Annotated in this window: 24 protein-coding genes and 3 pseudogenes; 15 read left to right on the forward strand and 12 right to left on the reverse strand. The window is 53.8% G+C overall.

What is annotated here, in order from left to right; genetic code table 11:
* The first annotated feature begins 535 nt into the window (after positions 1-535).
* Positions 536-1,006 carry a DUF4199 family protein gene (locus tag MUN86_RS10765; protein ID WP_245125191.1) on the forward strand — a complete coding sequence of 157 codons (471 nt, stop codon included), beginning with the start codon at positions 536-538 and terminating at the stop codon, positions 1,004-1,006.
* Positions 1,007-1,253: 247 nt separating this feature from the next.
* Positions 1,254-1,658, forward strand: a complete 405-nt coding sequence (locus MUN86_RS10770) for a hypothetical protein (RefSeq protein ID WP_245125194.1) — start codon at positions 1,254-1,256, stop codon at positions 1,656-1,658.
* A 192-nt stretch (positions 1,659-1,850) separates the two neighbouring features.
* On the opposite strand, the gene MUN86_RS10775 is transcribed toward MUN86_RS10770, so the two are convergent.
* Positions 1,851-2,237 (reverse strand): hypothetical protein, encoded by a 387-nt coding sequence (locus tag MUN86_RS10775; protein WP_245125197.1) that lies wholly within the window; start codon positions 2,235-2,237, stop codon positions 1,851-1,853.
* 290 nt (positions 2,238-2,527) lie between these two features.
* Between MUN86_RS10775 and MUN86_RS10780 the strand changes: the two genes are divergently transcribed.
* Positions 2,528-3,187, forward strand: a complete 660-nt coding sequence (locus MUN86_RS10780; RefSeq protein ID WP_245125199.1) for a murein L,D-transpeptidase catalytic domain family protein — start codon at positions 2,528-2,530, stop codon at positions 3,185-3,187.
* Between the two features lie 90 nt (positions 3,188-3,277).
* On the opposite strand, the gene MUN86_RS10785 is transcribed toward MUN86_RS10780, so the two are convergent.
* Positions 3,278-3,472: a hypothetical protein gene (locus MUN86_RS10785; protein WP_245125202.1), complete on the reverse strand. Its 195-nt coding sequence runs from the start codon at positions 3,470-3,472 to the stop codon at positions 3,278-3,280.
* Positions 3,473-3,757: 285 nt separating this feature from the next.
* Here MUN86_RS10785 and MUN86_RS10790 point away from each other — a divergent pair, with 285 nt between their 5' ends.
* Both MUN86_RS10790 and MUN86_RS10795 read left to right on the forward strand, forming a co-directional pair.
* On the forward strand, positions 3,758-4,567 hold the full coding sequence (locus MUN86_RS10790) for a M48 family metallopeptidase (RefSeq protein WP_245125205.1): 810 nt from the start codon (positions 3,758-3,760) through the stop codon (positions 4,565-4,567).
* A 62-nt stretch (positions 4,568-4,629) separates the two neighbouring features.
* Positions 4,630-5,544: a diacylglycerol/lipid kinase family protein gene (locus MUN86_RS10795; RefSeq protein WP_245125208.1), complete on the forward strand. Its 915-nt coding sequence runs from the start codon at positions 4,630-4,632 to the stop codon at positions 5,542-5,544.
* 82 nt (positions 5,545-5,626) lie between these two features.
* Here MUN86_RS10795 and MUN86_RS10800 read toward each other — a convergent pair whose 3' ends face one another.
* The 4 genes and pseudogenes from MUN86_RS10800 to MUN86_RS10815 all read right to left on the reverse strand — a co-directional run.
* Entirely contained in the window at positions 5,627-6,865 is a 1,239-nt protein-coding gene (locus MUN86_RS10800) for a metallophosphoesterase (protein ID WP_245125210.1), read from the reverse strand.
* Positions 6,866-6,925: 60 nt separating this feature from the next.
* Entirely contained in the window at positions 6,926-7,627 is a 702-nt protein-coding gene (locus MUN86_RS10805) for an LON peptidase substrate-binding domain-containing protein (protein WP_245125213.1), read from the reverse strand.
* Positions 7,628-7,856: 229 nt separating this feature from the next.
* Positions 7,857-8,261 (reverse strand): annotated as a pseudogene (locus MUN86_RS10810) (substrate-binding domain-containing protein); the annotation flags it as partial.
* Positions 8,216-8,884, reverse strand: a pseudogene (locus tag MUN86_RS10815) (LacI family DNA-binding transcriptional regulator); the annotation flags it as partial. The pseudogenes MUN86_RS10815 and MUN86_RS10810, both read right to left, overlap by 46 nt.
* Positions 8,885-9,305: 421 nt before the next feature.
* Here MUN86_RS10815 and MUN86_RS10820 point away from each other — a divergent pair.
* The 7 genes and pseudogenes from MUN86_RS10820 to MUN86_RS10850 all read left to right on the forward strand — a co-directional run bounded on the left by MUN86_RS10820 (position 9,306) and on the right by MUN86_RS10850 (position 15,548).
* On the forward strand, positions 9,306-10,238 hold the full coding sequence (locus tag MUN86_RS10820) for an aldo/keto reductase (protein WP_245125218.1): 933 nt from the start codon (positions 9,306-9,308) through the stop codon (positions 10,236-10,238).
* Between the two features lie 96 nt (positions 10,239-10,334).
* Positions 10,335-10,709 (forward strand): L-rhamnose mutarotase, encoded by a 375-nt coding sequence (locus MUN86_RS10825; protein WP_245125222.1) that lies wholly within the window; start codon positions 10,335-10,337, stop codon positions 10,707-10,709.
* A gap of 100 nt (positions 10,710-10,809) precedes the next feature.
* Positions 10,810-12,060, forward strand: a complete 1,251-nt coding sequence (fucP, locus tag MUN86_RS10830) for an L-fucose:H+ symporter permease (RefSeq protein ID WP_245125224.1) — start codon at positions 10,810-10,812, stop codon at positions 12,058-12,060.
* Positions 12,061-12,101: 41 nt separating this feature from the next.
* Positions 12,102-12,928: pseudogene (locus MUN86_RS10835) on the forward strand (amidohydrolase family protein).
* Positions 12,929-13,018: 90 nt separating this feature from the next.
* Entirely contained in the window at positions 13,019-14,026 is a 1,008-nt protein-coding gene (locus MUN86_RS10840) for a zinc-binding alcohol dehydrogenase family protein (protein ID WP_245125226.1), read from the forward strand.
* Between the two features lie 267 nt (positions 14,027-14,293).
* On the forward strand, positions 14,294-15,040 hold the full coding sequence (gene mtgA / locus MUN86_RS10845; RefSeq protein ID WP_245125229.1) for a monofunctional biosynthetic peptidoglycan transglycosylase: 747 nt from the start codon (positions 14,294-14,296) through the stop codon (positions 15,038-15,040).
* Between the two features lie 55 nt (positions 15,041-15,095).
* Complete coding sequence (locus tag MUN86_RS10850; protein ID WP_245125232.1) at positions 15,096-15,548, forward strand: YybH family protein; 453 nt, start codon at positions 15,096-15,098, stop codon at positions 15,546-15,548.
* A gap of 66 nt (positions 15,549-15,614) precedes the next feature.
* Here MUN86_RS10850 and MUN86_RS10855 read toward each other — a convergent pair whose 3' ends face one another.
* Both MUN86_RS10855 and MUN86_RS10860 read right to left on the reverse strand, forming a co-directional pair.
* On the reverse strand, positions 15,615-16,799 hold the full coding sequence (locus tag MUN86_RS10855) for an App1 family protein phosphatidate phosphatase (RefSeq protein ID WP_245125235.1): 1,185 nt from the start codon (positions 16,797-16,799) through the stop codon (positions 15,615-15,617).
* Between the two features lie 166 nt (positions 16,800-16,965).
* Entirely contained in the window at positions 16,966-17,772 is an 807-nt protein-coding gene (locus MUN86_RS10860; RefSeq protein ID WP_245125238.1) for a M48 family metalloprotease, read from the reverse strand.
* Between the two features lie 334 nt (positions 17,773-18,106).
* Between MUN86_RS10860 and MUN86_RS10865 the strand changes: the two genes are divergently transcribed.
* Positions 18,107-19,237, forward strand: a complete 1,131-nt coding sequence (locus MUN86_RS10865; protein WP_245125240.1) for a DNA topoisomerase IB — start codon at positions 18,107-18,109, stop codon at positions 19,235-19,237.
* A gap of 137 nt (positions 19,238-19,374) precedes the next feature.
* On the opposite strand, the gene MUN86_RS10870 is transcribed toward MUN86_RS10865, so the two are convergent.
* Positions 19,375-20,970, reverse strand: coding sequence for a hypothetical protein (locus tag MUN86_RS10870; protein ID WP_245125243.1), 1,596 nt, complete (start codon positions 20,968-20,970; stop codon positions 19,375-19,377).
* A gap of 205 nt (positions 20,971-21,175) precedes the next feature.
* On the opposite strand from MUN86_RS10870, the gene MUN86_RS10875 reads away from it, so the two are divergent.
* Entirely contained in the window at positions 21,176-22,786 is a 1,611-nt protein-coding gene (locus MUN86_RS10875; RefSeq protein WP_245125245.1) for a hypothetical protein, read from the forward strand.
* 63 nt (positions 22,787-22,849) lie between these two features.
* A complete protein-coding gene (locus MUN86_RS10880) occupies positions 22,850-23,281 on the forward strand; it encodes a hypothetical protein (protein ID WP_245125248.1) in 432 nt (143 codons plus the stop codon).
* Between the two features lie 69 nt (positions 23,282-23,350).
* Here the strand turns inward: MUN86_RS10880 and MUN86_RS10885 are convergent, their stop codons facing one another.
* The 3 genes from MUN86_RS10885 to MUN86_RS10895 form a co-directional block, all read right to left on the reverse strand.
* Entirely contained in the window at positions 23,351-23,524 is a 174-nt protein-coding gene (locus MUN86_RS10885) for a hypothetical protein (protein ID WP_245125250.1), read from the reverse strand.
* 150 nt (positions 23,525-23,674) lie between these two features.
* Positions 23,675-25,195 carry an exonuclease domain-containing protein gene (locus MUN86_RS10890; RefSeq protein ID WP_245125253.1) on the reverse strand — a complete coding sequence of 507 codons (1,521 nt, stop codon included), beginning with the start codon at positions 25,193-25,195 and terminating at the stop codon, positions 23,675-23,677.
* 246 nt (positions 25,196-25,441) lie between these two features.
* Positions 25,442-25,915, reverse strand: a complete 474-nt coding sequence (locus MUN86_RS10895) for a ferritin-like domain-containing protein (RefSeq protein WP_245125255.1) — start codon at positions 25,913-25,915, stop codon at positions 25,442-25,444.
* Between the last annotated feature and the right edge of the window lie 116 nt (positions 25,916-26,031).

Below are 26,031 nucleotides of genomic sequence, written 5' to 3' on the forward strand. Positions count from 1 at the left end.
AACAATGACAACCTGGCCGTTCAATAAAGGAGTTGGCTATTAGCTATAAAACCCTTGTAAGGAGCAGAACTATGGCAACAGCGGATCCAAGCTGGTTGGTCTCAACACATCAAGCAGACTACATGTTCCCGATTGTTCACTGCTCTATCCTGATTAATAGGCACATATTCTATGTGTAGAATTTAGTTCTGCATACTGCTAGAAACGAACTCTAGCGCTACTGAAAGTGGCAACAAGGGCCGTTGTCTGCTTTATGGACGTTACGTTAGCGATTGGGCATAACAGGTGCAGCACAGCAGTATATATCTGTTTGAAAACGCTAGCTACACGGCATCTGCTTTTCCAGGACTGAACAGTGCGTATTCATAGTAGTGAAGCAAAGCCATGCGAAAAAAATAGCAAATACCCCAACTATAGCTCCTTAAATACGGTATTAAGAGAGAAAGTAGCCTTTCAAGAAATGAGCCTGAACCCGAATGGCACAGCTTGGTAGCTTCTTCTTTGCCGTCCCTTCCAACTTCAATAAGTACTTGCTATGACTGACAACCGCATTACCCCTGAAACCAACGGAGTCCGCTTCGGCCTAATGACAGCGGCCGCTTTAATCTTGTATACGTTGATTGCCATTTTTGCGGGCTTCTTCGATAATCTGGAAGCTGGGGCCCTTAACTTGGTTATACTAGCCCTTGGTATTGCAATGGCTATTTCTAATTTCAAACGGGTGAGAGATGACCGGATGGCTTACCTGGCCGGCTTCGGGACAGGCATCGTAACGTCTATTGTAGCCAGCTTGGGCCTAGGGTTTTTCTTTATTGCCGTAAGCTTCATGAAGCCTGACCTGCTCAATATGAGCCATGCCCGTGACTTGTTCGGTTACGACTTGTCGGCCTTGATGGCCTTCCTAGCTATCGTACTGATGGGCAGCCTAGGCGGTACTATCATCTCGCTGGTAGCTATGCAGTACTTCAAGAGCCCTGACCACAAGCCAATAGAAGGAATTGAATAACAAATAGAACGAGTGTTAGAAAGCCTAGTTTTCATTTGAAAGCTAGGCTTTTTCTTTGCTAAGCAGGGCATATAACCATTCGATTTATTAGTAGGAATATTAAAATAAAATAATTGTTTTATTTGTTGGTGCTGTAACTTTGTTGACATATATTTGTATAATATATAGTGCATATGAATCTGCTGTGGTTCAAGCTCATTTGCAGTTCATTTTTCCATCCTCTTGCCTAGCGTTTGCTTCTTTGACCATGAAATCAACATTTATCACCTTATTATTCCTTCTAGGTCTGACTGGAGTAGCAAGCGCGCAAGAGCAAGACCGCCATGGGGAACTACCCGGAAACAATGGCCCTTCCATTGTGCGAGTACGTGAGGTAACCCGCCAACTCTGCAATAGCCTGCACCTAAACGAAGCGCAGTACATCCGACTACGCGCCGTAAATCAAATTAGGTTGACACGCCTAGACGAAATAGCCTGGCAGTATAAAGATGACATAGTAGAACAACGGGCGCGTATCAGTGAACTGGAGTCTCAGTACGAGACGGAATGCCGCCGCATCCTTACGCCTAGCCAAATAAGTGCTCTGCGAAGTGAAAGCCAGCACGATGATATTCGCAGCACAATTGACGCTAACGAGGGAGGCGTAGGCTAATTTGCCTACAAGTGCCTAAGCTGCTCTTAATAGATAACACAGAATTGAGTTCGGTTTACATAGACAGAGGCGCATCCTATTTAGGAGGCGCCTCTTTTGCGTTAGCAGTGAATTTAAGAAAATCTAGGTGTGCACAACCAGGTTAATGCCACTAACGCAATATCCTGTTATAAAATAAGTGCTATTTATGCTTTATAGAGGCTGAGTGGTTAACACCTCTGTTACAGTGCCAAGAGCCCCAAAATGAATGCTTAATCTGTTGACGCCGGAGCGCTGGTGGTTAGGGGCACATTGCGGTCCAGATACAAGGTAGTAGTAGTAGGTTTTCTCGGTTTGCTCGGCCAATTCCTCTTCATCGGGTCGGCCTAGAAGCTCCTCAATAGTAGCTGTGGTGCTTCCATAAAGTTGCTCTTTAGCCTTTAAAAAAGCCTTGGCCTGTGGGACACGCACGTTGCGGCAGCCGTAAGGATCTTGGCGCCAGGTAGCGCTATTAAGGCCAGGTAAGGTGGGGCGAGAACGGCCGCACGCAGCAAGCAAAAGCAGGCAAACACTCAACAAAGAGAGACGTAGAAGCAACATAAGGCAAAGAGTATGGAACTGGTTGGCTTTGAAAATTGGTTGCTGCCAACAAAAGAAGTTCTGCTAAAGTACTATTATTGTAATCCCGACGTTGCTATTTCATGGCAATTGTCACCTTGTTTGCTCTTGTCCGACAGCTAGCCGATGACTAAGATAACAACCGCCTTTACCACGCTACTGTTAACTGCGTGCCTTGTTTTTTCATCTGTTGCCTCCCGCTCTTCTGCTGCTTCAAGCCCACGGACCGGGGGGCACCCAAACCACCTACAGAGCTGCGGCGAGCGCAGTACATGGCTGCTTTCGAGCAATTTGTGCTCACCAGTTACATGAAGGCCAAGCTGGTTAATTACGGGGTGCCGGTCAATGTGTACCGCGAAGCCCTGATGGGATACTATAGCCTTAGCCAGCGCGGCCAGATTTCGCCGAACCGCCAAGTGCTAACCATTATCGACTTTGAGCGCCCTAGTCGGCAAAAACGCCTGTGGGTAATAGATTTAAAGAAACAGACCGTGCTGTTTCATTCGTTAGTAGCTCACGGCAGAAATACGGGTGACGATTTAGCGCGTACTTTTTCCAATCGGGAAGGCTCCGAGATGAGCAGCCTAGGCTTCTACACCACGGGCAGCACTTACCAAGGCAAGCACGGATTGTCGTTGAAGCTGCACGGTCAAGATCCGGGCTATAACACCAATGCTGCTAACCGCGCTGTGGTCGTGCACGGCGCCGACTACGTGAGCGAAGAGTTTGTACGCCAGCACGGCCGACTAGGGCGGAGCCAGGGGTGCCCGGCACTACCAGCGCAGCAAAGCTCGGCTATTATCCGGGTCATACAGGGCGGTACAGTTATTTATGCCCACGGCCCAAGTCAGGTGCGTTACACATCGGGGTGGCTGCAACTCGACCCGGCGTTGCTGGCTTTTGCGCAACGCCAAGGACTAGCTCGCAGCTAAGAATACCGCCTACAAACAACTATCCCTGACCACAGTGCCTGCCTACTATAAAGGCGGGCGCCGTGGTCAGGGATAGTTGTTTGTAGCACCTTAAGCTCGGTCGCCGGTGGCTTTGACTAGATTAATACCGGCAAAAAAGAAAATCAGCCCAACACCGAACGGGACGAGGGAGTTGATTTTACTTAAGCTTACACCTGCTACGTGCAGGAAGCCAAGGGCACCGTAGATAATACCAATAATGCCTAGTATAGTAAGCAAGGAGCCGAAAGTGCGTTTCTGATTCATAAAGGAGAATGTTGAATAGGTTGGAAACGAGAAAAGGGAGAATAAGCCTGATACGATATATTCTTAATTTAGGTACATAAATTATAACGTATAACTATAGTAAGAAATAAGAAATATAGCACAACAGTTTGCTGATCAGTTTATTAGTTGAGCTCTAATTGCCAATTACTTGTGTTTCGTTGGTCAAACTCTCGGTAACTCTTCTAGAAAAGGCGCGTTACAAGCCCAACTAGCTTCCGCTGGTTGAGAAGCTGAATCTTGCCCCCGCTTTTACCACCTACTGCCATGAGAGGAAACCTCCGCTATATCATTGCCCTGCTAATGGCAGGGTTTACCCTCGTTACCTACTACTGCAAACGCTCGGTGAATGAAGTAACCGGGGAAGTGCAGCACGTAGACATGACCGCCGAACAGGAAATAGCCCTTGGCTTGCAAGCTGCTCCCCAAATGGCTCAACAATACGGTGGTTTGCATCCGAACCGAGAGGCTGCCGCCCGGGTCGAGCAAATAGGCCAGCAAATCGTGCGTAGCACCAAAGCCAGCCAAAGCCCTTACAAATTCCAGTTTCACCTACTAGCCGACGAAAACACCATTAATGCTTTTGCCTTGCCGGGCGGACAGGTGTTTATTACGGCCGGTTTGCTTAAACACCTAACCACCGAAGGCCAAGTAGCTGGAGTGTTGGCTCACGAAATTGGCCACGTAGTAGGGCGTCATTCAGCCGAGCAAATTGCTAAATCGAAGTTGACGCAGGGCCTGACAGGAGCTGCCGCAATTGGCATGTACGACCCCGACCGCCCCGGTACACTGGCTGGCTCGGCGGCGGCTGCCATGGTTGGCAAGTTGCTGACGTTGCGTTATGGCCGCAACGATGAGTTGGAAGCTGATCGACTAGCCGTTGACTACACGCCCCAGGCTGGCTACGACCCGCGCGCAATGGTGCAGGTAATGCAGATACTAGAGCAAAACGGCGGCAGCGGACGGCAGCCCGAGTTTTTGAGCACGCACCCTAACCCCGGAAACCGGATTGGGCATTTAGAGCAAGAAATTGCCGCTGAGTTTCCTCAGGGTATGCCTAGCAACCTGAAGCCATAGTTCTCGCCACAAGAAGCCATCATATAAAGGTATATTTCGGGCATTCCACGAATTTCACTTCGATGACTGCCGCCACCGCCACCATGCTTCGCCACTTGTTGTTTGTGTTGAACCCCATTTCCGGCGACATAGATAAGGCTGATTTAGAGCACACCATAACCACGTATTGCACTGAGCGAGGCCGCACCGCCAACTTCTACCACACCACCGGTACCGACGACCTCGCCAAACTACAGGAATACCTGAGCAAGCACGCCTACGATGCCGTGTTTGCGGCCGGCGGCGATGGTACCGTTAGTTTGGTAGCGGAAGCCTTGGTAGACAAAGGAATTCCGTTGGGAATTTTGCCGCTTGGCTCTGGCAATGGGTTGTCCAAAGACTTGGGCATTCCGCAAAACCCGCAAGAAGCGTTAGACCTGATTTGGCGCCACCAGCCGCGCGTTATCGATACGTTGCAGATTGGTGGTCACTTCTCGGCACACCTTGCTGACCTTGGGTTCAACGCTGTTGTAGTTGAACGCTTCGACCAGGGCGACACCCGCGGACCAGGGGCCTACATTCGCATTGCCACCCAAGAGTTCTTGGACTATGAACCCGCTACCTACCACATCGAAACCGATGAGGAAACCTGGGATGGGGCGGCCTTTATGCTCACTATTGCCAACGCCAATACGTTCGGGAGCAACGTGGTTATCAACCCCGACAGTGACATGGACGACGGCAAATTTGAAATCTGCCTTATCGAGCCCTTTCCTAATGCGGCCGCTCCGGGCATTCTTTACGACCTCTACACGAGTGGCTTCGATACATCCGTGTACACCCGTCGGCTGTGCTGCCGCCAAGCCAGTATATCGGTGCCCGGGGAAAGAGACATTTTAGTGCAGATTGATGGTGAGCCGATGGTTCTGCCCAATCCGGTGGAGGTAAAAATAAATCACCACAGCCTACGGGTGCTCGTGCCGGTGCCTAATGAGTAAACTGTGGTTCAGTTGCAGGCAATAGAAGGTGATGTACGCCTCCGCGTGCCAGGTCAGCTGGGCAATTCAATCAGCAAACGGTTTATGCACCACTCACTGATTCGTTGATAAGGCTGGTCGTCACGACGGGCGGGGCTACCACCGGGCCCGGCAGCAGCCGCTGACGAAATACTTCCGGCGTATTCTGGTCGGTGTTTGGCTCTAAAGTGCGCAGCCAGGCTTCGCCGTTCTCGTAGAAATCGATGCTGAAAAAGCCTTTATGCTCGTGTACGAACGTGGCATTTCCGCCTTTCTGCACGAAAGCTGTTTTGCTGCCAGCCCCGCTTACAAGGTAATGCCCACCGTACCGGTGAAAGTATTGCAGATTATGGTCGTGGCCCGCGGCATAGATAATGTTGGGGAACTGATGTAGCACCCGCAACAAGCGCCGCCGCATCTTGCGGTAGCGGGGGTGGGCCATGTCTTCAGCAGCGCCTACCACCTTACGATAAAGCGGCAGCAACGATCCAACAAGCGGCAAGGGCAGGTAAGCACGCTTGTAGACGGTAGTCAAGGGGAAAACGTGCTGCTTGGCTGTGAATTTGCCGCCGTGCAGCGCATTGGAGTAGAGTGGGTGATGCCCCGCTACCAACACCCGTTGGTGCCGATTGGCATTCAGGAGTTGCTCTAGCTGCCGAAACGGCTCCTTCGAGTCGGAGGCTGGGCGAGCACCGTTCTGCACCCACCACTGCGTGTTGAGCACCACCAGCAGAATGTCATCGTCCAACTGCACCGTAACCGGGCCGGGCACACCGCCAGGAGGCAGGTAGAGTGCCGTCGGCAACTGCTCGGCAATGTAGGCTTCCTGCCGCAGCAGATACGCATAACCATCAGCCCGGCCTTTGTTCCAGTCGTGGTTGCCGCTCAAGAACACCACCCGGCCTGGGAAATTACGCAGCACCTCAAGCAGCGTATTCAAGCGCTTTTCGGCAGCGGGCCGGCCAGCGCTATCGGCGGCGGGTAGGCCGACGGGGTACACATTGTCGCCGAGAATGACGACTGTGCCAGCCGGGCCGGTTTCCTGTTGCCAACTAGCTAAAAGCTGCAAAATCGGGTCGGTGCCGTCGGTGGCCACAGCGCCCGGGTCGCCGAGTAGGGCCACGCGGTGTTGTGGGGCTTTCGCAGCGTCAGGCTGATGCAGCAACCAGTCGTTTCGGACCGGCGCCACGTACGGTCGGCGGCGATACTGCCGTTCCTGCCAGTAGCGCAGCAATAGCCACAAAGCCGAAAGGACAGCAGCAGCTACCGTTGCATAAAGCAGAAAGGATAGAGAAACAGCCAACGCAGAAAGATAAAGGGTGCCTACCTCTATACGTGAAAACCAGTGGCTTGCGTTTGCTTATTAAGGACGAGTTGCTTGTCGGACTCTAGTATTCCTTACCAGGCACCATGGAAGGCCACTAAGCCGGCACTCAGAAGTTGGGGGAGTAAGGTTTTTGAAGTGGCCATTCAAACGAACCCGTTCTTTCAGGCGTTCGGTTTCCAGCAGCACCGGTAGGATGTGTTCCAGGTGCTCCAACACAATCTCCTGTCGTTCCGCTTCCGTTAGCGCCTCCAGTAATTGATACTCCTGCTCGGTGCTGAAACCCAGATGATGCGCTATATCATACACCCGAAAATTGGCGGGCAACTCCTGCATCAGCTTCCGCAGGCCGAGTACATCGTAGAGTTGCTGTAGCTGCTCGGAAATGCGGCTTTGCAACAGAACATCGGGTTGGTTGTCGTCGGTGAGGTCTTCCACTGAGCCGCCGGCGTACAACTTACCCGGAAGCTGTCGGTAAAATTCGTCCACCCGAAACACGCCTATAGCCTTTGTCCGAATGTCCATTTCGCCGCTGGCATAATTCTTTTCCACACCGAGCAGCTTCATTTCAGTGCCTAGCTGGCTCACTGCTTCATTCAAGAACGGAGGAATACCGAAGGTGATACCCTCCGTCAGACAGTCGCGCACCAACTGGCGGTAGCGGGGCTCGAAGATGTGCAGGTTCAACTTTTCGCCGGGAAATACGACGAGGTTCAAAGGAAATAGGGCAAGCTGGCGCATACAAGCAATTAACGCGGTTTGGAGGCTTCACCTGGAGGCCTGACGAGGCAAGCACAATGTGAGAACAACTGCTTGCGGAAATGTAGCAACTACTGCCACTCATCAGCGAAACAAGCTCTTAACAACAAGACCACCGACGTGGCAGCATGGGAGAGACTCTATATCGAATAATGCCTCGGAGGCCCGTTTGTTTTGAGAGTTCTAATGCCAGCAGCTAGGTTGCATTGGTTTACTCAACGAGAATCTTGGTAGAAGATTCACGGACAACAAGTTGCGTGGTAAGCACCGATTGGCTGGGTGCGGTAGCAGCCTTGGCCTCAACTTGCGCCAGAAAAAGCAAGGCCGCTTCCCGGCCCATTTCAAATGTGGGGTGCATCACTGAAGTCAACGTGGGCTCCACTACCGTAGCGTGAAACTCGTCGGTGAAGCCAATTAACCCAATGTCTTGCGGAATGCGGAGGTGTTGGCGCTTAATTTCCTTCATGGCCGCGAAGGCCGTCGTATCATTAACCCCGAAAATAGCATCGGGGGAGTGGCAAGAGCCAGCAACTGTTGGGTGGCCGCCGTGGCGCTGGCTATACTCAGGTCGCAGTAAGCAAGCAAGTTGGCATCGAAGGGCAGGTTGCATTCTGCTAGACCTTGCTTGTAGCCTTCTATTCGTTCGCGGGTGATGTTGAGCTGGGCCGGGCCCGCAATGTGGGCTATCCGGCGGTAGCCACTCTCGAAAAAATGGCGCGTAATGCGGCGGGCCGCTTCTTGGTTGTCGACTACCACAGTGGCTACCTCGTTGGAACGGCAGACCCGGTCAAAAAACACAAGTGGCGTTTCCGATTCCAGTACCGTATCGAAGTGCGTGTAGTCTTGAGTTTCCTGCGCCAGGCACATAATAATGCCATCGACACGCAACCGCAACAGATCCTGCAGACACTCCTTTTCTTTGTCGTAGCTCTCATAGCTGCACCGAATCACGATGTGATAACCATGCTCGTTGGCCATGCTCTCGATGCCGCTGATGATAGAGGAAAAGAAGTAGGTAACCAGATCGGGCACAATAACGCCGATGGTATTGGTCTTGTCTTTGAGCAAGCCAATAGCAAGCGGATTGGGAGTGTACTGTAGCTCGCGCGCCAGTTCCTGCACTTTCCGCGTGACTTCGGGCCCAATGTCGGGGTGGTTTCGCAAGGCTCGGGAAACCGTGGACATTGACACGTTCAAAGCCTGGGCAATGGTTTTCAGTGAAACGTGTCGTTTGCTCATGTAGGCGTTCTTTAAGAAAACCAAACATAACAAGATTTACTGTTCCCGCTAGATACAAGCGTTTGCTTGCTCCCGAAGTCACTTCCATACCGAATAGGCGACTATAGCTTGAAAGTGTGGCAGCGCCCCGGCCCTGAATTTATTTCTTCGGATAGCTGCAGCGACTTACCCAGATTGGTATGCTAAGCATTTTTAAGGGAAAGGAAAGGCTCGAAAATCGATGCGTTGCTGATGAATACCTGTTGAAATACTGGTCGAGTGGAGAGGCCGCAGTGATGCAAAGCTTTGTGCAAAGCCTTGCGGAAGTATTTATACTCAATCGATTGTGTGGCTGGTTTAGGCGCCTACTTTTGCTTGGATAGGCCACAGGTTTGGTGGCCAGAAAGTCGAGCTTCTTACACTTCTTATTCCCAGGACCACTATGCAGTACCGGAAGTTAGGCAACACAGGAATGGAAGTTTCCTGCTTAAGCTTGGGTGCGTCTTCTTTGGGTGGCGTCTTTCACGACATCGACGAAACCCAAGGTATAGATACCGTATGTACGGCCGTCGAGAAGGGCATCAACTTCATTGACGTTTCCCCTTACTATGGATTTCTAAAGGCCGAAACGGTGCTCGGGAAGGCCTTGCAGCAGATACCGCGCGCGAAGTATTTTCTATCAACGAAAGTAGGTCGCTACGGTCAGGATGGCGTGAAAAGCTGGGATTATAGCGCCACGCGGGCCGTTCGGAGCGTGGAGGAAAGCTTGGCGCGGCTGCACGTCGACTACATCGACCTCCTTAATGTGCACGACATTGAGTTCAGCGACTTAAACCAGGTTATCGAGGAAACGTTGCCCGCGCTTCACTCGCTGAAAGCACTGGGCGTGGTAGGGCACGTTGGTATCACAGGGTTGCCGTTAGAGAAATTCCGGCAAGTAATCGAGCGAGTGCCAGCGGGCACTGTGGAAACTGTGCTGTCTTTCTGCCACTACTGCCTCAATGACCAAACCCTGCTCGACTACGTGCCTTACTTCGAGGAGCATGGGGTAGGAGTCATCAACGCCTCACCATTGGCCATGGGTATGCTTTCGGAGCGAGGCGCCCCCAACTGGCACCCGGCATCCGAGCAGCTCAAGCACCATGCGGCAGCTGCGGCAGATTTTTGCAAGCGCATCGGGTATCCTATCGAAAAGCTGGCCATTCAGTTTGCAGTCAGTGATCCGCAGATAGCGACTACCCTGGTTAGCACGGCGCGGCCTGCCAATATCCTGCAAAACATCAGCTGGGCCGAAGAACCCCTCGACGAAGACGTGCTGCGGCAGGTGTTACAGATACTGGAGCCTGTGTTGAGTGAGACTTGGGAGAATTCCTGAGCTTGTTGCCGCTTCGTTAGCGCAGTTGCTTTAGTCGGTTGCGCTGGCATCCGGGCTATAGCTTTCCAAGCTTGTCTAAACGGTTAACTTGCCCGCATGGACCACCTAGAAAAACAGTCTTCTGCGCACTTCAAACGGTATTGCAAGACCCTCCGCCTGCAAAATGATGCTCGCCTGATCAATGAATACAAAAAGCTGCACGCCGCTGGAGGCAGTTGGCCGGAAATCACGCAGGGCATGCGCGAGGTAGGCATCCTCGATATGGAAATCTATTTGCTCGGCGACCACCTCTTCATGATTATGGACACAGTGCCCGACTTCGACCACGACTCCGCCATGCAGCTCCTCGCTACCAAACCCCGGCAAGCAGAATGGGAAGCCACCGTTGCCCGATTCCAGCGGACTTCCGCCAGTGCTACCGCCAATGAAAAGTGGCAGCTTATGGAGAGAATCTACAAGCTAGGCGAGTAAGCTAAGCTATGTATGTTGCTTGCCATACGCTACGGCGTACGGGCCGGGCAGCTTGTGCAGCCCTTCAATAAGATACCAGCGCTTCCCTAAAACCCACTCTATGACTGCCCGAAAAAGTACGTTTGCTGTTTTCCTGATTACGTCGCTGTTTTTCTTGTGGGGCTTCGCGCTTAATTTGAATCCCATCCTGATTCCGCACCTCAAGAAGGCTTGCCAGTTAACGGATGCACAGTCTGCTTTCATTGATTCGGCGTCGTACATAGCGTATTTCCTGCTGGCCTTGCCCGCGGGGCAGTTCATGAAGCGCTTTGGCTACAAAGGAGGCATCCTGTTAGGCTTGTCCTTGTTTTCGGTGGGAGCTTTCCTGTTTTATCCGGCGGCGGCAGCGCGTTCGTACGCCTTTTTCCTGACGGCCCTCTTCATTATTGCCTGCGGCCTGACTTTCCTCGAAACGGCGGCTAACCCGTATATCACAGTGCTCGGCGACTCGGAAGGGGCCACGCAGCGCCTCAACTTCGCGCAGTCGTTCAATGGGCTGGCGGCCACATTGGCGCCGTTTCTGGGTGGCATGTTCATCTTGTCGGGCAAGACGCTGACACAGGCCGAGGAAGCGGGTATGTCGGCGCCCCAACTCGATGCGTATCTCAACAACGAGGCGGCTTCGGTGCAGATACCGTTTCTGCTCATTGGCGGCATTGTGCTGCTGGTGGCCGTGCTACTGTACTTCACCCGCCTACCCGAAATAGTGGAAGAAGAAAGTGTGGAGGGCGAGTCACGGTCTATTTTCCAAGAGAAGAACCTGTTACTAGGAGTGCTAGCGCAGTTTTTTTACGTGGGGGCGCAAGTTTGCGTAAGTAGCTTCTTCATCCGATTTGCGCAGCAAGTGGCAGGCTTTGGCGAAAAGTCGGCCTCGCGGTACTTGGCTGGGGCGTTGCTCGGCTTCATGATTGGCCGCTTCATAGGCACTTTCCTGATGCGTTTTATCCCGGCGTCGCGGCTGTTAGCCGTTTATAGCATCGTCAATTTCTTTTTGGTGCTGCTAGCCGTGTTGCTGAAGGGCAGCTTTTCGATTTACGCGCTGATGGGCGTGGAATTCTTCATGTCGATTATGTTCCCGACCATCTTCTCGCTTAGTATCCGCGGCCTGGGTGCCAAAACCAAAGTCGGGTCCTCGCTGGTCATTATGGCCATTGTGGGCGGCGCCATCTTCCCCGTTATCATGGGCCGCGTTTCCGATGCCAGCTCCATTCAAGTGGCCTACATTGTGCCGGCCCTGTGCTTTCTGGTGGTGTTTTACTTCGCCTTGAAGAACCTGTGGGTAAAGAAAGTTAAGCTTAGCACTGCGCACTAAGTCAAGCTGGTTTACAACCTTCTAGCCTATTATAAGCAAGCATGAAAATCGACGCGCACCAGCATTTCTGGCAATACGACCCCGTGCGTGACGCCTGGATCAACGGCCAAATGGCCGCTATTCAACGCAGTTTTGCACCCACTGATTTAAAGCCGCTGCTCGACAGAAATGGCTTTGCAGGCTGCGTGGTGGTACAGTCCGACCAATCGGAGGCAGAAAACGAGTTTCAATTAGCTAATGCCGCGCAGTATCCTTTCATCAAGGGCGTGGTCGGCTGGGTTGATTTGCAGGCCGACAACGTGAGCGAGCGGCTTACTTACTACAGTGATTCCGATAAGATGAAGGGGTTTCGCCATGTGTTGCAAGGCGAGGCCAACCGGGCACTCATGCTGCTGCCGGCCTTCCAGCGGGGTATAGCCGCGCTCCAGCAGCACGGCTTCACCTACGACCTGCTTATTTTCCCCGACCAGCTTGGCTTCGCGCGAGAACTAGTAGCCAACTTTCCCAACCAACCGTTTGTGCTCGACCATATTGCTAAGCCTAACATCAAGGCCAAGCAACTCGACGACTGGGAAAAAGAGTTGCGCGCTCTGGCTACCCACGAAAATGTGTGGTGCAAAGTGTCGGGGATGGTAACGGAGGCCCGCTGGCAGGGGTGGCTCCCCAAGATTTTCAGCCCTACTTAGACGTTGTATTTGAAGCTTTCGGGCCGGCGCGGGTGCTGTTTGGTTCCGATTGGCCGGTGTGCGAAGTAGCCGGTGGCTACGACGCTGTGGTAGGGTTGGTGCACCAATACGTGGCTAAGCTTTCTGTGCACGAACAAGGCCTTTTCTGGGGCGAAAATGCCACGGCCTTCTATAAGTTATAACTACAGCTCGTTGTCAAGTAAGACCACCTTGTAGGCTGAGCTACTGAAGCAAAAGCTCAGTTACTTCTTTGAATCGAAATACGAAATGCCATGAATACCTTGGTTTGCATAGAGCCCGGCCAGTTTAGCTACGAAAACCGAGCCGTGCCCACAACGCAAGAGGGGCAGGCGCTCCTGCGCATCCGGCGCATCGGCATCTGCGGCACCGACTTGCACGCCTACGAGGGCACCCAGCCGTTTTTCGTGTATCCCCGGGTGCTCGGGCACGAATTGTCGGGAGAGCTGGTAAGTGCAGTACCCGGGTTCGAAGTAGGCGAGGCGGTTACGTTTATCCCGTATTTCAACTGTGGCATTTGCATAGCGTGCCGCTCGGGCCTACCTAACTGTTGCACCCACATCAACGTGTGCGGCGTGCACTCCGACGGTGGCATGGGTGAGTATTTGTCGGTGCCAGCTTACTCGCTGGTGCACGGCCAAGGCCTAAGCTACGACGAGCTGGCCCTGGTAGAGCCACTCGCCATTGGCGCCCACGGAGTACGCCGCGCCGGCGTGCAACCCAGCGAATTTGTGCTGGTAGTAGGAGCGGGGCCTATAGGGTTGGGCATCATGGAATTTGCGCGCATTGCCGGGGCGCATGTCATTGCTCTCGATATCAATGAGCAGCGCCTTGCTTTCTGCAAAGACAAATTGCAGGTAGCCCACACGATCAATGCCTTGGCAGCAGACGTGGACGAGCAGCTGCGCGCCGTCACGAACGGCGACATGCCTACCGTAGTGATTGATGCTACCGGCAGTTTGAAAGCTATTAACAACGGCTTCGGCTACCTGGCTCACGGCGGCCGCTACGTGCTGGTGGGGTTGCAGAAAGGCGACATTAGCTTTTCACACCCCGAATTTCATAAGCGCGAGGCTACGCTGATGAGCAGCCGCAACGCCACTCGCGAAGATTTCGAGCACGTCATTGCCTCGATGAAAGCAGGGCTGGTCCAGCCTACTACGTACATCACCCACCGGGTACCTTTCAACCAGGTGCAGGCAGAATTTGCCAGCTGGCTCGACCCAGCCACCGGCGTAATAAAAGCCATGGTGGAGGTGTAATAGCTAGCGTTGCGTCATTAAGTTGTTAGGCTTTCACCCTATCTATGTAGCTAACATAGCCGACTGCCGATACGGCGCTGACAGTGGGGTTCGGTTGAGCGCAGCGCCGTTGCTCAGTATTAGCTTGTCAACTGCGAATCTGCCGTGTTTGCTGCTTGCTGGCATGCGGATTGGACACGGAAATATGGCTTTAGGAGCAACAAATTCCGCTACTTTTGCCGCTGCTGTGGCCGTTTTGACCGCGGGCGTATATAAGGGCAGTTAAGTTTGGCAACTGATTACAAAAAAGTGTGGCGACAGGCTCGGCAAGTGCTGTTGCAAGTGGTAGTAGCTTTATTTCTAACTTCAGTAGCGTGGGTATTGATGTACCGCTGGGTGTCGCCACCGGCTACTTGGCTCATGCTCGACCGCCGTGCCTACGCTCCCGTTGGGAAAGGCTACTATGGCATTCAGGAAGACGACCGCCGCATTCGGTACTACTTTAAGGGCCTCGACGAAGTGTCGCCGCAGGTACCGTTGGCTCTTATTGCGGCCGAAGACCAACGTTTTCTGCTGCATCATGGCTTCGATGGCAATGCCCTTTTGAATGCAGCCAAATACAATATGAGCGGCGGTAAGCGGCTGCGTGGCGGCAGTACTATCTCGCAGCAGGTGGCCAAAAACGTGTTTCTGTGGCAGGGACGCAGCTATATCCGCAAGGCGGCCGAAGCGTACTTCACCGTACTTATCGAGCTGTTTTGGAGCAAGCGGCGCATCATGGAAATGTATTTGAGCGTGGCCGAGATGGGCGACTGTACGTTTGGTGTGGAGGCCGCTTCGCAACGTTACTTTCACAAGTCAGCTAACCGTATCACGGCCAGTGAAGCCGCGCTGCTAGCTGGGGTACTCCCCAACCCGTTGCGTTTTCGAGCCAGTAACCCGGGGCCCCAGGCCCGTGCGAAACAACAGCGTGTATTGCGCAACATGCGCCGGCTGGGTGGCAAAACGTACGTGCAGGAGCTGATCGAAGAATAGAAATGCAGTTATTGCCGCAGAAGCGCCGGCCGAGTATTCTGTTATCTTGGGCCGTATGAAGCCTATTCTACTTACTCTTAGCGTGGCTGCGCTGGCCGCTTGCACGTCTTCGCCGGCCGCCAAAACCGCTGAAACGCCCGCCGAAACGCGCCGCGCCATTACGCAGTTGCTCGCCACCCAAACGGCTGCCTGGAATCGGGGCGACGTAGCCACTTTCATGCAAGGTTATTGGCGCTCCGATTCGCTTGTATTCATTGGCAAGAGCGGCCTCACCTACGGTTGGCAGCCCACTCTTGACAACTATCGTCGCAACTACCCTAATGCCGCCGCCATGGGTCAGCTTCGCTTTTCCGACCTCCGCGTCACCCCCGATGGGCCTGAAGCCGCTCACGTGGTGGGCCGCTGGCACCTTACTCGTCCTGGCCTCGGCGATTTACAAGGGCAGTACTTACTGGTTTTGCGCCATCTGAACGGCGAGTGGGTCATTGTTGCCGACCATTCTAGCTGAAAAAACCGAGAGCTAGTTCTCCTACTTAAGGAGGAACTAGCTCTCGGTTTTTGCTGGGCTTGAAAGCTATTTCATTACCGGCTTGCCAGTACCCTCTCCGTCCAAATCGTTATCAGTGGCAGCGGTTTCGTCTTTGTGCTTTTCTTGCTGTACTGCCGGAATGGCTTCCTGGAAGATGAGGCCGGTTTTGGCGGCGTGTTCGGCGGCCTGTACGGTATCTTGCACCAGTAGCATTTCCACCTTGTCGTTGCGGAGTTCCTCACTAACCCGCTCTACCATGGCGGCGCGGTCGGGCCGCTTCAGAATGTCGCGGATGTATATGGCTAGAATGCGGCCCGGATGGCGGCGTACCACTTCGCGGTAGATGTTGGCATCTTCCTGCCCCGAGTCGCCGATGAGCACGAACTGAAGTTTGGGGTACGTAAGGAGCAGGTTGTCGATTTCCTTGAGCTTGTGGCCGTGGTGTGCCGTGGCATCGCCGGTTTTCTTGCCACCAATGGCAAAATCGCGCAGCAAAAGCGGGCCAGGTGGTATTTCATTCAGGGCCAGGAAGTCCTCCAACAAATCATAAAGATTCCAGGGCGAGCTGCTAACGTAAAAGAAGGGGTTGTTGCGCTTGCCATTGCGACCTAATTGCAGCGCCCGATAAAACTCGGCAACGCCCTTGAAAGGCAACCGCGAATGGGCATTGCGCACGAGCACGGTACGAGCCATACGCAGCAAATCCGTGGACGAAGTTTGAATAACCGTATCGTCGAGGTCGGAGATGATACCGTATTCTGCATCGGCGGGCGGAATAAGAACCGGGGCTGATGCCCGCAGGCCAGGCGGCGAGGTGAAAGGGTGAGGCGCCTGTTGTAGCAGCACTTCCACCGGGTACCACATAAAGTCCACCGGTTCGGGCAGGCTTTGAGGAGTTAAGTTCAGCGTGAAGTATCCTTCTTCATCGGTCACGACGGGGTGCTCGGTGCCATCGGCGGGTTGCACGAGCAGTTGCGCGCCGCTGATTTCGTTGCTCTCGAAACGGCGGTACATATTGAGTAGGTTGTGCCAGCGCGAGTCGCCTTCGCCGGGTTCGCCAATGCCCTTGTCGGTGAGCAAGCGCCCTTTCACGTAGAGGCGCGTGCTGGTGCCGTAGCTGCGGTACGGTACTATCTGGAGAGGGTGCAAGAGGCCCAAGCGGGCGCGGGTGCGGGTGATAAGGTCGTCGGCACGGTCGGCTAAGTCGCCAATCTTATTGAGTATAGACATATCCGCAAGTACGCGGGTAAAGCGGAATTTGATACTTACGCCTAATGCATCTCGAATAGAAGAGCTACCCCAAACAAAAAGGCCAGCTGCAACCGCAACTGGCCTTTTTTAAATCTTAACGGTGTTGTGAAGGCAGAGCCTTCGTTTTGAGAGTGTTAGAACGCGCTTAGATAATGCGCCGCAGTTCCTCGAAGTTGCTGTTTGACACACTGCGACCTTGGCACTTCAGTTCGGCAGCTTTCGCCTGAATGTCCTGAACTCGCGAGCCAGGGTTCGGGTGAGTACTCAAAAACTCGGGAGTGTTAGCCCCTCCCTGCGCTTCCGACTTAATGAAGAAGCCCGCTGCGCCGTCGCAGGAATAGGTGGTTTGGTTGAGGTAGATAACCGAGTACTGGTCAGCTTCCCGCTCGAAGTCGCGGCTAAATTTCAATTGGCCTAGCCCGCTCGCAATTTGCACGAGTTGGCTAGGATTTTCGCCTAGTAGCAAGCCTAAGAGCGTAGAAATGCCATATTCGTTCTGGAGTTGCCGCGACGTGTGTCGCCGGTCGGCGTGGGCTATTTCGTGGCCAAGCACGCCAGCCAATTGGCTTTCATCTTCCAGAAATTTGATCAAGCCGGAGTACACATAAATGTGGCCGCCGGGCGTGGCAAAGGCATTCTGCGTTTGATCATCCTTGATGATTTTTACGTCCCAAGGAAACTCGTTGCGGTATTGCAACTGCCCCGAGTTGAGCACCTTATTTACCACTCCATCCAGCAGCTGATAGGCCCGGGCGTTGCTAGAGCGCTCCAGCAATTGCCCTTTTGCCCGATAGGTAGAGTCGGTTTGCGCAGCTACTTGCTCGCCAAGAGCTTTGTCATCTTCAATAGAGAATAGAACAGGATTGCCGTTTTCGTCGGTGCAGGCGGCAGTACCGCCCAACGTGGCAGCTAAAGAAAGTAGGAGTAAGGGTTTAAAAGAGAAAAGTCGCATTGAAAAAGCGGATTGGTTGAATAGAAAAGTGCGTAGAATGCCTCCGTTGAAAGAAAAAACGATGCCAAAAAACAGAAGTCGGTACGGGCAAGCATTTCAGCAAGTTGCTTTTGGGCAACTCAAGGAGGTAGTGCGCGGATAATCAGGAAGAAAAAATAGTGGAAAGTCGAGTTGTGGTTCGCCTAACAAACCGCTTGTGCTAGAGCAGAACTGTTAACCTGCCGCAACTGTGGGAATCGGCAGTCTAGTATAGAGACCTTTCTGGCTTATCTGCCGTACATAACTGTCCACCCGCAACCCTGGCGCTCCGCGTTCCGTTTTACTTCTGTTCTCTATGTCTACTATTGCCCAGCCGCGGCCCAAAACCAAGAAGAAGCGCCTCGCGCCCCTAGAAGATTCGCACGAGCTATACAAAGACCCCGCTCGGCAGGCCGAATTGGCGGGCTTACGCTACCGCACCGATACCAAACCCGCCCTTACGCGCCAGCCCGGCCCCGACGGTACGTTCACTTATCACAAAGCCAACGGCGAACTAATAACCGACGAGAAAACCTTGGAGCGTATCAAAAGCTTCGTGATTCCGCCAGCCTGGACTGACGTTTGGATTTCCGATACGGCCAACAGCCACTTGCAAGTAACCGGGCGCGATGCCAAAGGCCGCAAGCAGTACCGCTATCATGTTGCCTGGGACCAAGCGCGGAGCCTTACCAAGTTCAGCAGGTTGCGTGCTTTCGGCGAAAAGTTAGCCGACCTGCGCCGGCAAATGCAAAAAGACTTGGCTCGCCCGGAACTCGATAAAGCCAAAGTAATGGCTTTGGTACTCACGCTCATGGACCGTTCTTATATCCGCATTGGCAACAAAGAGTACGCTAAGGAAAACAAAACCTACGGCCTCACCACCCTCCGCGACAAACACGTGCAGGTAACTGGCTCCGATGTGCGATTTGCGTTTGTGGGTAAGAAAGGGGTAGCCCACGACCTCACCATTCATGACCGGAAGCTGGCCCGGCTGGTGCAGAAGTGTAAGGAGATACCAGGCCAGCACTTGTTTCAGTATTACACTCCCGATGGCAAACGGGCCGAGCTGGAATCTGGCGATGTAAACGAATACCTACAGCAGGTAACTGGCCTCGCACTATCGGCCAAGGACTTCCGGACCTGGGGCGGCACCGTGAAGATGGTGGAGTGCCTGGAAACCGTTATCAACGAGGAGCCCGACTTTCCGAAGCCGAAAAGCTTGAAACGGGCGTTGCAAGACGTAGCGCACGAACTCGGCAACACGCCCACGGTTTGTTCTAAATACTACATTCATCCTCAGGTGGTCGAGCTTTTCAATACCGACAAGCTCATCGACTACTTGCGCCGTCACGACGCCGATCCATCCGAAAACGACCTGCTTACGCCCACCGAACACATGGTGCTCGATATGCTAGCAGAACTAGAAGGCGACGCGGTGAAGCAATAGGCTGAACTATCGTTCTGCTTAGTTCAGGAAGAAACTAACCGATTATAAAGACAAGCCCCTGGTTATCTACACAGACACCAGGGGCTTGTCTTTTTATAACAGGAAAAGGCGCTATGACTTCCTACAACCTCGCTGTATTACCTCCCCGAACCGTCTCGGTCGAAGGCGTGGGAGGTGACGCCGTGGGTAGTTTTGTCTTTTAGCTCGGGAGCAGGCTCGAAGGTATTGTTACGGGCCGTGTCGTAGAAGCGGGTTTTGCGGCGTAAACCGGCTACCCGCGAGTGGTCCTGCACTTCGTCTTCCTGCGGCCCGCCGTAGATGTTTACGAACGGGCTGCGCCGTACTTTGCCCCGCACCTCGAACACATCTTTGCCTTGCAAGCCATGCAGGTTGATGCTATGCGTTTCCAGAGGATTGAAGCGCCGCTGATATAGCAGTGAATCTGGGCGCGGTTTGTTGCTCACCTTGAATTGCCGGTATACTGACACCACTGTAGCTGTGTCGTTTAGGCGGTCCACTACAAATCGTTCGTCTTCGTCGGTGCCCGCTACCAGCACGTGGCGGGCCCGTAGGCGGTAAAATTCCTCGGCAACTTTAGGTAGCGCGTCGCGGCGGGAACGTAAGGCGGCAATCATACGGGCTCCTTCGTGTTGGTAAACCTCACGGGGCAGGCCTTGCCGCACAGCTCGCTCGATAACGGCGTTGGTGAGGCGCGTTTGTAGGTTGCGGGCTGTGGCGGCGTAAGCAGAATGAGGAAGTCTGGTCAGCACTTGTTCGTCTAGGTAGCCCGCGTTCCGGGTGTAGCCTTCTACGCTTTCGTAGTGGGGGCCAAACGTGCGAAACTTGCGCACTACTTTGCTGGCTAGCCAGGGAATCAAACCATCATCGAAACGAAAAAACACTTGGTCCCGGTCTTGCGGTACGGGAGTCCAGCGGGTGCCACCCTGGGGCTGGGCATACGCTGCCCAGGTCCACTGGCCTTCATGCCGGTCCCAGTCACCGAGCCAAATATCCAGCAAGCGGGCGCGCAGAAAAGTTGCCTCGTCAATGGTGTGTTGGCCGGTTCGGTACCGTTCGGCCAGCATATCGGCAGTTTCTTCCAGTGCCGTAGCACCCGGCATGCGCCCGGCAATATTGGCTTCGCCTTCGAGCTTTTCTTCTAGCATCACTACCCGCCCCTGATACAGCTCTGAGGCTGGCCCCAAGCCGTTTTCATCGGCCCGAACATAGAATGGCCGCGGGTTAGTATGAGGGATGCCAGCCGCTTCGGCCAGCGGGGGCACCACAAAGGCACCGTACGGATGACCCGCCGACGTAGCATCGCGCACCAAGTTGAGCACAAAGCTGTGGCGCAGTACTTTGGGCAGCGTACGATAAGGATTCTTGTCAATAGTCCGCAGTGCATACCCTTGCCCGGCGGGAGTAAGCACAGTCATACTGGTGGTTTGAAAGCCGCCGCCAATTTTGCCTGGCTTCAAGCCGCCCGGTAAAATAGAAGCTACTTTCAGGACGGGAAGCGTAACGGGCTCCGTCCAGGCGGGGCGATGATGCGGGCCCAATAGCACCCGCCCAATAGGGCCTCGTTGGTAGTGGCGCCCGGCCGTTACGCGGGCACTATCGGCGGTGGCAGCAAGCGGAGTCGGATCGGGCCGGGCATCGGGTTGGAAAAACTTCTGGCGGGCGCAGCCAGCTGAGAGCAGCAATAGAAAGGCAAACGAGTAGCGAGGTGTCATGCGGAGCGGAAAGCGCGGCTGGACTCCTTGAACGGAGATAAAGATGAGTTGTTAGCTATGGTTGGGCTTAGAGCTCTTTTTCTTGGCTACCATTACTCGGTAAGGTTGTTTTAAAATTTCTTAATGCTGCAAGATTCAACCCCATGCGTCGCGTTTGCGGTATAAGGCTGGCGACTAGCCTCAAAGGCGCCTACTATCTCGTTCCGTGTTACGTCCTTTTATTCCGCGCCGGGTCCAAATGACCGTTTGTTTGTGCGCTGCAGCGGTGTGTCAAGCATGCTCGGCGCCCGCGGCGCCGTCCGGACCGCCCATTTCCGCCCACATCCGCCCCGACTCGACGGTGCGGGTGGCGGCCGGTACGCAATACCTGCGGTCCAAGCTGCACCAGTTCTTTTGGGGTAAACATTACCGGGAGCTTTGGGCGTTGCCGGTGGAAGTGCCGGTTTTCAATCTCCGTACGGCCGTGCCCGGTGGGTTAGTGCCCGTGCAGGAAGGAGGGTCATTCCAAACCAAGAATTTGCGGCTCGTGGCGTCCAACGGTCGTCAGTATGTGTTGCGCTCCGTGGACAAGGATGCCACCAAAGCCTTGCCCGAGAGCTTGCAAAACGGGCCAATTGGGCGCCTAATGAAAGATCAGACCAGCGTCATCAATCCGTATGGGGCCTACATTGTGCCTCGGCTAGCGGAAGCGGTTGGCGTCTACCATACCAACCCGCGCCTGGTATACGTAGGCAACGACCCGGCCCTCGGGAAATTTCAGCAGGGATTTGCCAATGCACTCTACCTATTCGAGGAGCGGCCCGAAGGCGACCAAAGCACGGTAGCTAGCTTCGGCAATTCCAACCGGGTGGTGAGTTCGCGCCATGTGTTCACCAATCTGCTCGCCAACCCCCAGTATCGGGTGGCAGCGCGGCAGTATTTGCGGGCACGCCTTTTCGATATGTGGCTTGGCGACTGGAGCCGGCGCGAAGACCAATGGCGCTGGGCCAGCTTCCCGACTGCCAGCGGGGGCGTTGAGTACCGCCCCATTCCGCGCGACCGGGACCACGCCTTCTTTAAGTTCAATGACGGGTTGCTCACCCATATCATCGGGTGGGTGAAGTCCAACTACCAGACATTCGAGAAGGATATTGGCTTGGCCAACGTAGCTGGATTGAACCGTGCTGCCGAACCCATGGACAAGTCGTTGTTGGTGTACCTAACGCGGCAGGACTTCCAGCAAGTTGCCGATTCCATGCGGCTGCAACTTTCCGATCCTGTAATCAAGGAGGCCTTGTCGGTGTGGCCCAAGGAGGTGTATGCGCTGGCAGGTCAGGAATTCGACGAGAAGCTGCGTAGCCGCCGCAACCAACTGCCGTTGGTAGCCGATAAGTTCTACGAGCTATTGGCCCGCAACGTAGACATGCCAGGCACTAGCGCACCCGAGCGCTTTGTCGTGGAGGTGCCCAGCCCTGAGCAAGTGCAGGTAAGCGTATACCAAATTGGGCGTGCATCCCCCGACAGCCTGATTGGTCGCCGTACGTTTCAGGTTGGGGAAACTAGTACTCTAAAGCTGTATGGGTTGGGTGGCTCCGACGTTTTCGAATTCAAAGACCTCCCCGCAACAGGTATCACAGTGGGTATCTACGATGGCGCCGGTCAAGATGCAGTGCGCGCATCTAGTAAGACGGTGCCTCGGCGTACGCGCGTCACAATCTTCGATAGCGGCGACGGCAACAACTTACTGGTGCCAAGGGCGGTGAAGGTGGAGCGGCACCTACCCGCCGCCACTGAATTCGATGCTGCCGGTTGGCTGCTCCGGCACCGATTATACTAACTATAGCCCGGGCCGCCGCGCAAGTTGCCTGATTGTCTTATATTTGTATTTCCTTTTGATCGTATGCAGCAATTCTCTACTCCTGATTATCTTACTATCACTTACCGCGACGATCTACGTATGGTAGTAGCCCGTTGGTTACGGCCCACCTCATCGGTCGAAACTAGGGAAGGATATAATTTTATTTTGAAGGCAGGTATACATTTCAAGTGCCCTTACTGGCTTCTCGATGGTCGGCGGCGGCTGCCAGCTGATGCTGAAACCACGAATTGGGGCCTGTTTGAGTTCTTTCCGCAACTTAGTGCGCAAATGGGCCAACGGGTATACCTGAGCCAGCTCTTGTCGCCGAGCTACCAACAGGCCACGGATGCCATACCAGCCTTCCATCAGCTGGAGAGCACGTCTCAAACCTACCAAATGCGCCGCTTCAACGACGAAGCTCTGGCCGTTGAATGGTTACGCACGCGTCAGCAACACGTCCTACAACCAAGCTAAAAATTGCTTGACGTAGCTACGGCAGGACTTAGTTTGTGTAGATAGTAGATAGTAAGGTGCTTGCTGCTTTTAAAGCAAGTGCTTTACATGAAGCGCTAGCATTTCATGCCGCGAACTGCGGCGGCCCAGGATAGTTAGCAATACCATCCGGTACCATTGGCGGCCCCGGGGCCCCACCCAGCGGTAACGACGCTGGGCATAATCAACATAAGAGGCAGTGGAAGTAGGCTGGAGCTTGTTCATAGCGATAGGAGAGAAGGGTGGCGCACATTGATACTGTAAAACTAATCCACTAACTAACCCGGCACATCACATGTACATGTGATGCCGACTACCACCAAAAAGCTCCGAATCGGAGAGAAACGGGGCTTGTATTAGCGCAACTGCCTATAATCAGGCGTTCGTGTTTTTGAATAGCTTCACCTTGTCTTTGTGTTTGGTGCGCAGGTATTGCCTGATAATTTGCTGTACGTCTTTGTTGTCGTTATAGCGCGTGATAACCGCCTTGAAATCAGCGAGGGTACGAGCTGTAAAACTCTCGTCTACGTAGGCAAAACCCAGATACCGGCCATTCTCCACCAACACCACGGTCTTTTCCAACTCGGTTCGGCCTTTGCCTACTACCACAAATGAGCCGTGCTCGTACGTAAACGACTCAATGGCTTGCTCGACTCGTACGTTATATTCATCCGGCGGCTCTAGCCCAATGCAGGCGCCTTTGCAGCGGTGTACCTGATAGTCGAAGCACGAACCGGTGGTTTTGTATAGGTCGCATAGCTTCTGGCACAGGTTGAACTTAGCTACTTTGTGAAACAGAAAGCCCTTGGCCTTGTACTGGTTGCCGAGCGCAATAAGCGGGTGCGATTCGGCGTGGTCATCGGCTCGGCCGTAGTAGAGGTGCTTATAGCCTTGCTCGTCGGTGCGCAGGAAGATGCCAGCCGGAAACACCGAACGGCGCTGCGCACGGTTGTAAAGCGGTTTCAGCCGCTTGATTTCGTGCGACTCATAAAGCAGCGCCACCAATTCCGAACCTGTTAGCTCCCAGGTGATGTCGGCAATAGAATTCTTGAATTCTATGCTCTTGCGCGACTTGTAGTCAATGGCAAAGTGCTGCTGAATGCGCTTATAGATGTTGATGCTTTTACCAACATAAATCACCTCCCCTTGCTCGTTGTGGAAGTAATAAACGCCCGCCTCGTGCGGCAGCGTTGCTACTTTAGTCGGCGTGATATTCGGCGGCAGCAAGGCCGTGCGGATAGCATCCTGCACCGCTTTTATCTTGCGCGCCGAAGGCTGCTTGGTCGCTACGGTGGTGTCACTGGTGCCCGTAACCGGGCGTCGGCCACTCGGGGCGGTAGCATCTACGGCCGCTAGAGTGTCAGCGGCGGAAATACTTGGGTCGCGTATGGTTTCGTCTTGTTGGCTGATTTTCAGCAGTCGGTCGAAGAGGATGGCAGTAGCAGCGGCGTCGCCGGCGGCGCGGTGCCGGCCGTTGAGCGGAATGCCAATGTTCTGGCACAGCTTGCCTAAGCTATAGCTTGGCTGACCAGGCATGAGAGAACGGCTCAGGCGCACTGTGCACAACGTTTTGCGCGAATAGTTGTAGCCTAAGTCAGCAAATTCCTTTTTCAGAAAGCTATAATCGAAACGTACGTTGTGCGCCACAAATACGCAGCCCTCTGTCATTTCCACCACTTTGCGTGCTACCTCATGAAACTTGGGTGCCTCGCGCACCATATCATCGGTGATGCCGGTGAGCTGGGTAATAAAAAAAGGAATTGACCGGCCAGGGTTCAGTAGGGTTTCGTACTGATCTACCACCTTTTCGCCATCATGAATGAAAATGGCTATTTCGGTGATGCGGTCCTGCGTAGGCTGGCCCCCTGTGGTTTCAAGGTCGATGATGGCGTACAAATGCGGCGCGGTGTCGGGTAATGGAATAAGCTAAATTGGCAGTAGCATAACAAAGATAACCCTTCAGATGGTTGCATGGCCAAGGAAACACCTCCTTGCCGCAACAGCCTGAACCAGTTGCGAACAAGCAGATCTTGCTAAAGCATCAACAGAAAGTATCTTGGCGAGCGTACTTGGTATAACTCGGATAAAGCAAAAAAGGCCCGCATCAAGCGAGCCTTTTTTCAAATAAGCAATTGCAGTAGTCTAGCGGCTAACCGATTTCTGCTGCGTAATCCAGTTTTTGGCCGACAAGATTTCGCCATGCTGCTGCTGAATAACCGAGCGAGCTTCAGCGGGCAATTCTGCCGATTTCAATGCAGTTTCGTAAGCCTGTAGGGCCGTAGCATCGCCAGTTTCGCACTCGCCAAGAATAGCAGCGTCGTCCTGGCCCGTGATGGCCGATTTAATGTTGATCCATCCCCGGTGTACGGCGGCGGCGGCATCAGCTGCAAGGCCTTCGATGGTGTTGCCTTCTTCAGGATTGATGCCGTACTGCTGAGCATGTTGGGTTAGCTCGGAGGCAAATTGGGCGCGCTGCTGGCTGAACTTGCTCAAGTTAGCTTTCAGTTCGCCGCTGGAAGCGCCTTCGGCGGCTTCTTGGTAGCCTTTGGCAGCAGTTTTGTTGATTTCTACAAGGTCGTTGTAAGCGCGGGCGATATCGCCAGTAATAGCAGCCATGATCAAAGAGTTTAGTCTGTGGAAAAGAAGTAAAGCAAGCAGCTAAAGCCACTCAACAGGTCTGTATACCCACCGAACACGCAGCAGGTTGCCAGCAGGCAAGTATAAAATTTAGT

Origin of the sequence: Hymenobacter volaticus (assembly GCF_022921055.1) — a bacterium.
Taxonomy (GTDB): domain Bacteria; phylum Bacteroidota; class Bacteroidia; order Cytophagales; family Hymenobacteraceae; genus Hymenobacter; species Hymenobacter volaticus.

Excerpts from the sequence above, each read along its gene's own strand:
- MUN86_RS10765 (WP_245125191.1), top strand. The coding sequence starts at position 536 with ATGACTGACAACCGCATTACCCCTGAAACCAACGGAGTCCGCTTCGGC.
- MUN86_RS10770 (WP_245125194.1), top strand. The coding sequence starts at position 1,254 with ATGAAATCAACATTTATCACCTTATTATTCCTTCTAGGTCTGACTGGA.
- MUN86_RS10775 (WP_245125197.1), bottom strand. The coding sequence starts at position 2,237 with ATGTTGCTTCTACGTCTCTCTTTGTTGAGTGTTTGCCTGCTTTTGCTT.
- MUN86_RS10780 (WP_245125199.1), top strand. The coding sequence starts at position 2,528 with ATGGCTGCTTTCGAGCAATTTGTGCTCACCAGTTACATGAAGGCCAAG.
- MUN86_RS10785 (WP_245125202.1), bottom strand. The coding sequence starts at position 3,472 with ATGAATCAGAAACGCACTTTCGGCTCCTTGCTTACTATACTAGGCATT.
- MUN86_RS10790 (WP_245125205.1), top strand. The coding sequence starts at position 3,758 with ATGAGAGGAAACCTCCGCTATATCATTGCCCTGCTAATGGCAGGGTTT.
- MUN86_RS10795 (WP_245125208.1), top strand. The coding sequence starts at position 4,630 with ATGACTGCCGCCACCGCCACCATGCTTCGCCACTTGTTGTTTGTGTTG.
- MUN86_RS10805 (WP_245125213.1), bottom strand. The coding sequence starts at position 7,627 with ATGCGCCAGCTTGCCCTATTTCCTTTGAACCTCGTCGTATTTCCCGGC.
- MUN86_RS10820 (WP_245125218.1), top strand. The coding sequence starts at position 9,306 with ATGCAGTACCGGAAGTTAGGCAACACAGGAATGGAAGTTTCCTGCTTA.
- MUN86_RS10825 (WP_245125222.1), top strand. The coding sequence starts at position 10,335 with ATGGACCACCTAGAAAAACAGTCTTCTGCGCACTTCAAACGGTATTGC.
- fucP (WP_245125224.1), top strand. The coding sequence starts at position 10,810 with ATGACTGCCCGAAAAAGTACGTTTGCTGTTTTCCTGATTACGTCGCTG.
- MUN86_RS10840 (WP_245125226.1), top strand. The coding sequence starts at position 13,019 with ATGAATACCTTGGTTTGCATAGAGCCCGGCCAGTTTAGCTACGAAAAC.
- MUN86_RS10850 (WP_245125232.1), top strand. The coding sequence starts at position 15,096 with ATGAAGCCTATTCTACTTACTCTTAGCGTGGCTGCGCTGGCCGCTTGC.
- MUN86_RS10855 (WP_245125235.1), bottom strand. The coding sequence starts at position 16,799 with ATGTCTATACTCAATAAGATTGGCGACTTAGCCGACCGTGCCGACGAC.
- MUN86_RS10860 (WP_245125238.1), bottom strand. The coding sequence starts at position 17,772 with ATGCGACTTTTCTCTTTTAAACCCTTACTCCTACTTTCTTTAGCTGCC.
- MUN86_RS10865 (WP_245125240.1), top strand. The coding sequence starts at position 18,107 with ATGTCTACTATTGCCCAGCCGCGGCCCAAAACCAAGAAGAAGCGCCTC.
- MUN86_RS10870 (WP_245125243.1), bottom strand. The coding sequence starts at position 20,970 with ATGACACCTCGCTACTCGTTTGCCTTTCTATTGCTGCTCTCAGCTGGC.
- MUN86_RS10880 (WP_245125248.1), top strand. The coding sequence starts at position 22,850 with ATGCAGCAATTCTCTACTCCTGATTATCTTACTATCACTTACCGCGAC.
- MUN86_RS10885 (WP_245125250.1), bottom strand. The coding sequence starts at position 23,524 with ATGAACAAGCTCCAGCCTACTTCCACTGCCTCTTATGTTGATTATGCC.
- MUN86_RS10895 (WP_245125255.1), bottom strand. The coding sequence starts at position 25,915 with ATGGCTGCTATTACTGGCGATATCGCCCGCGCTTACAACGACCTTGTA.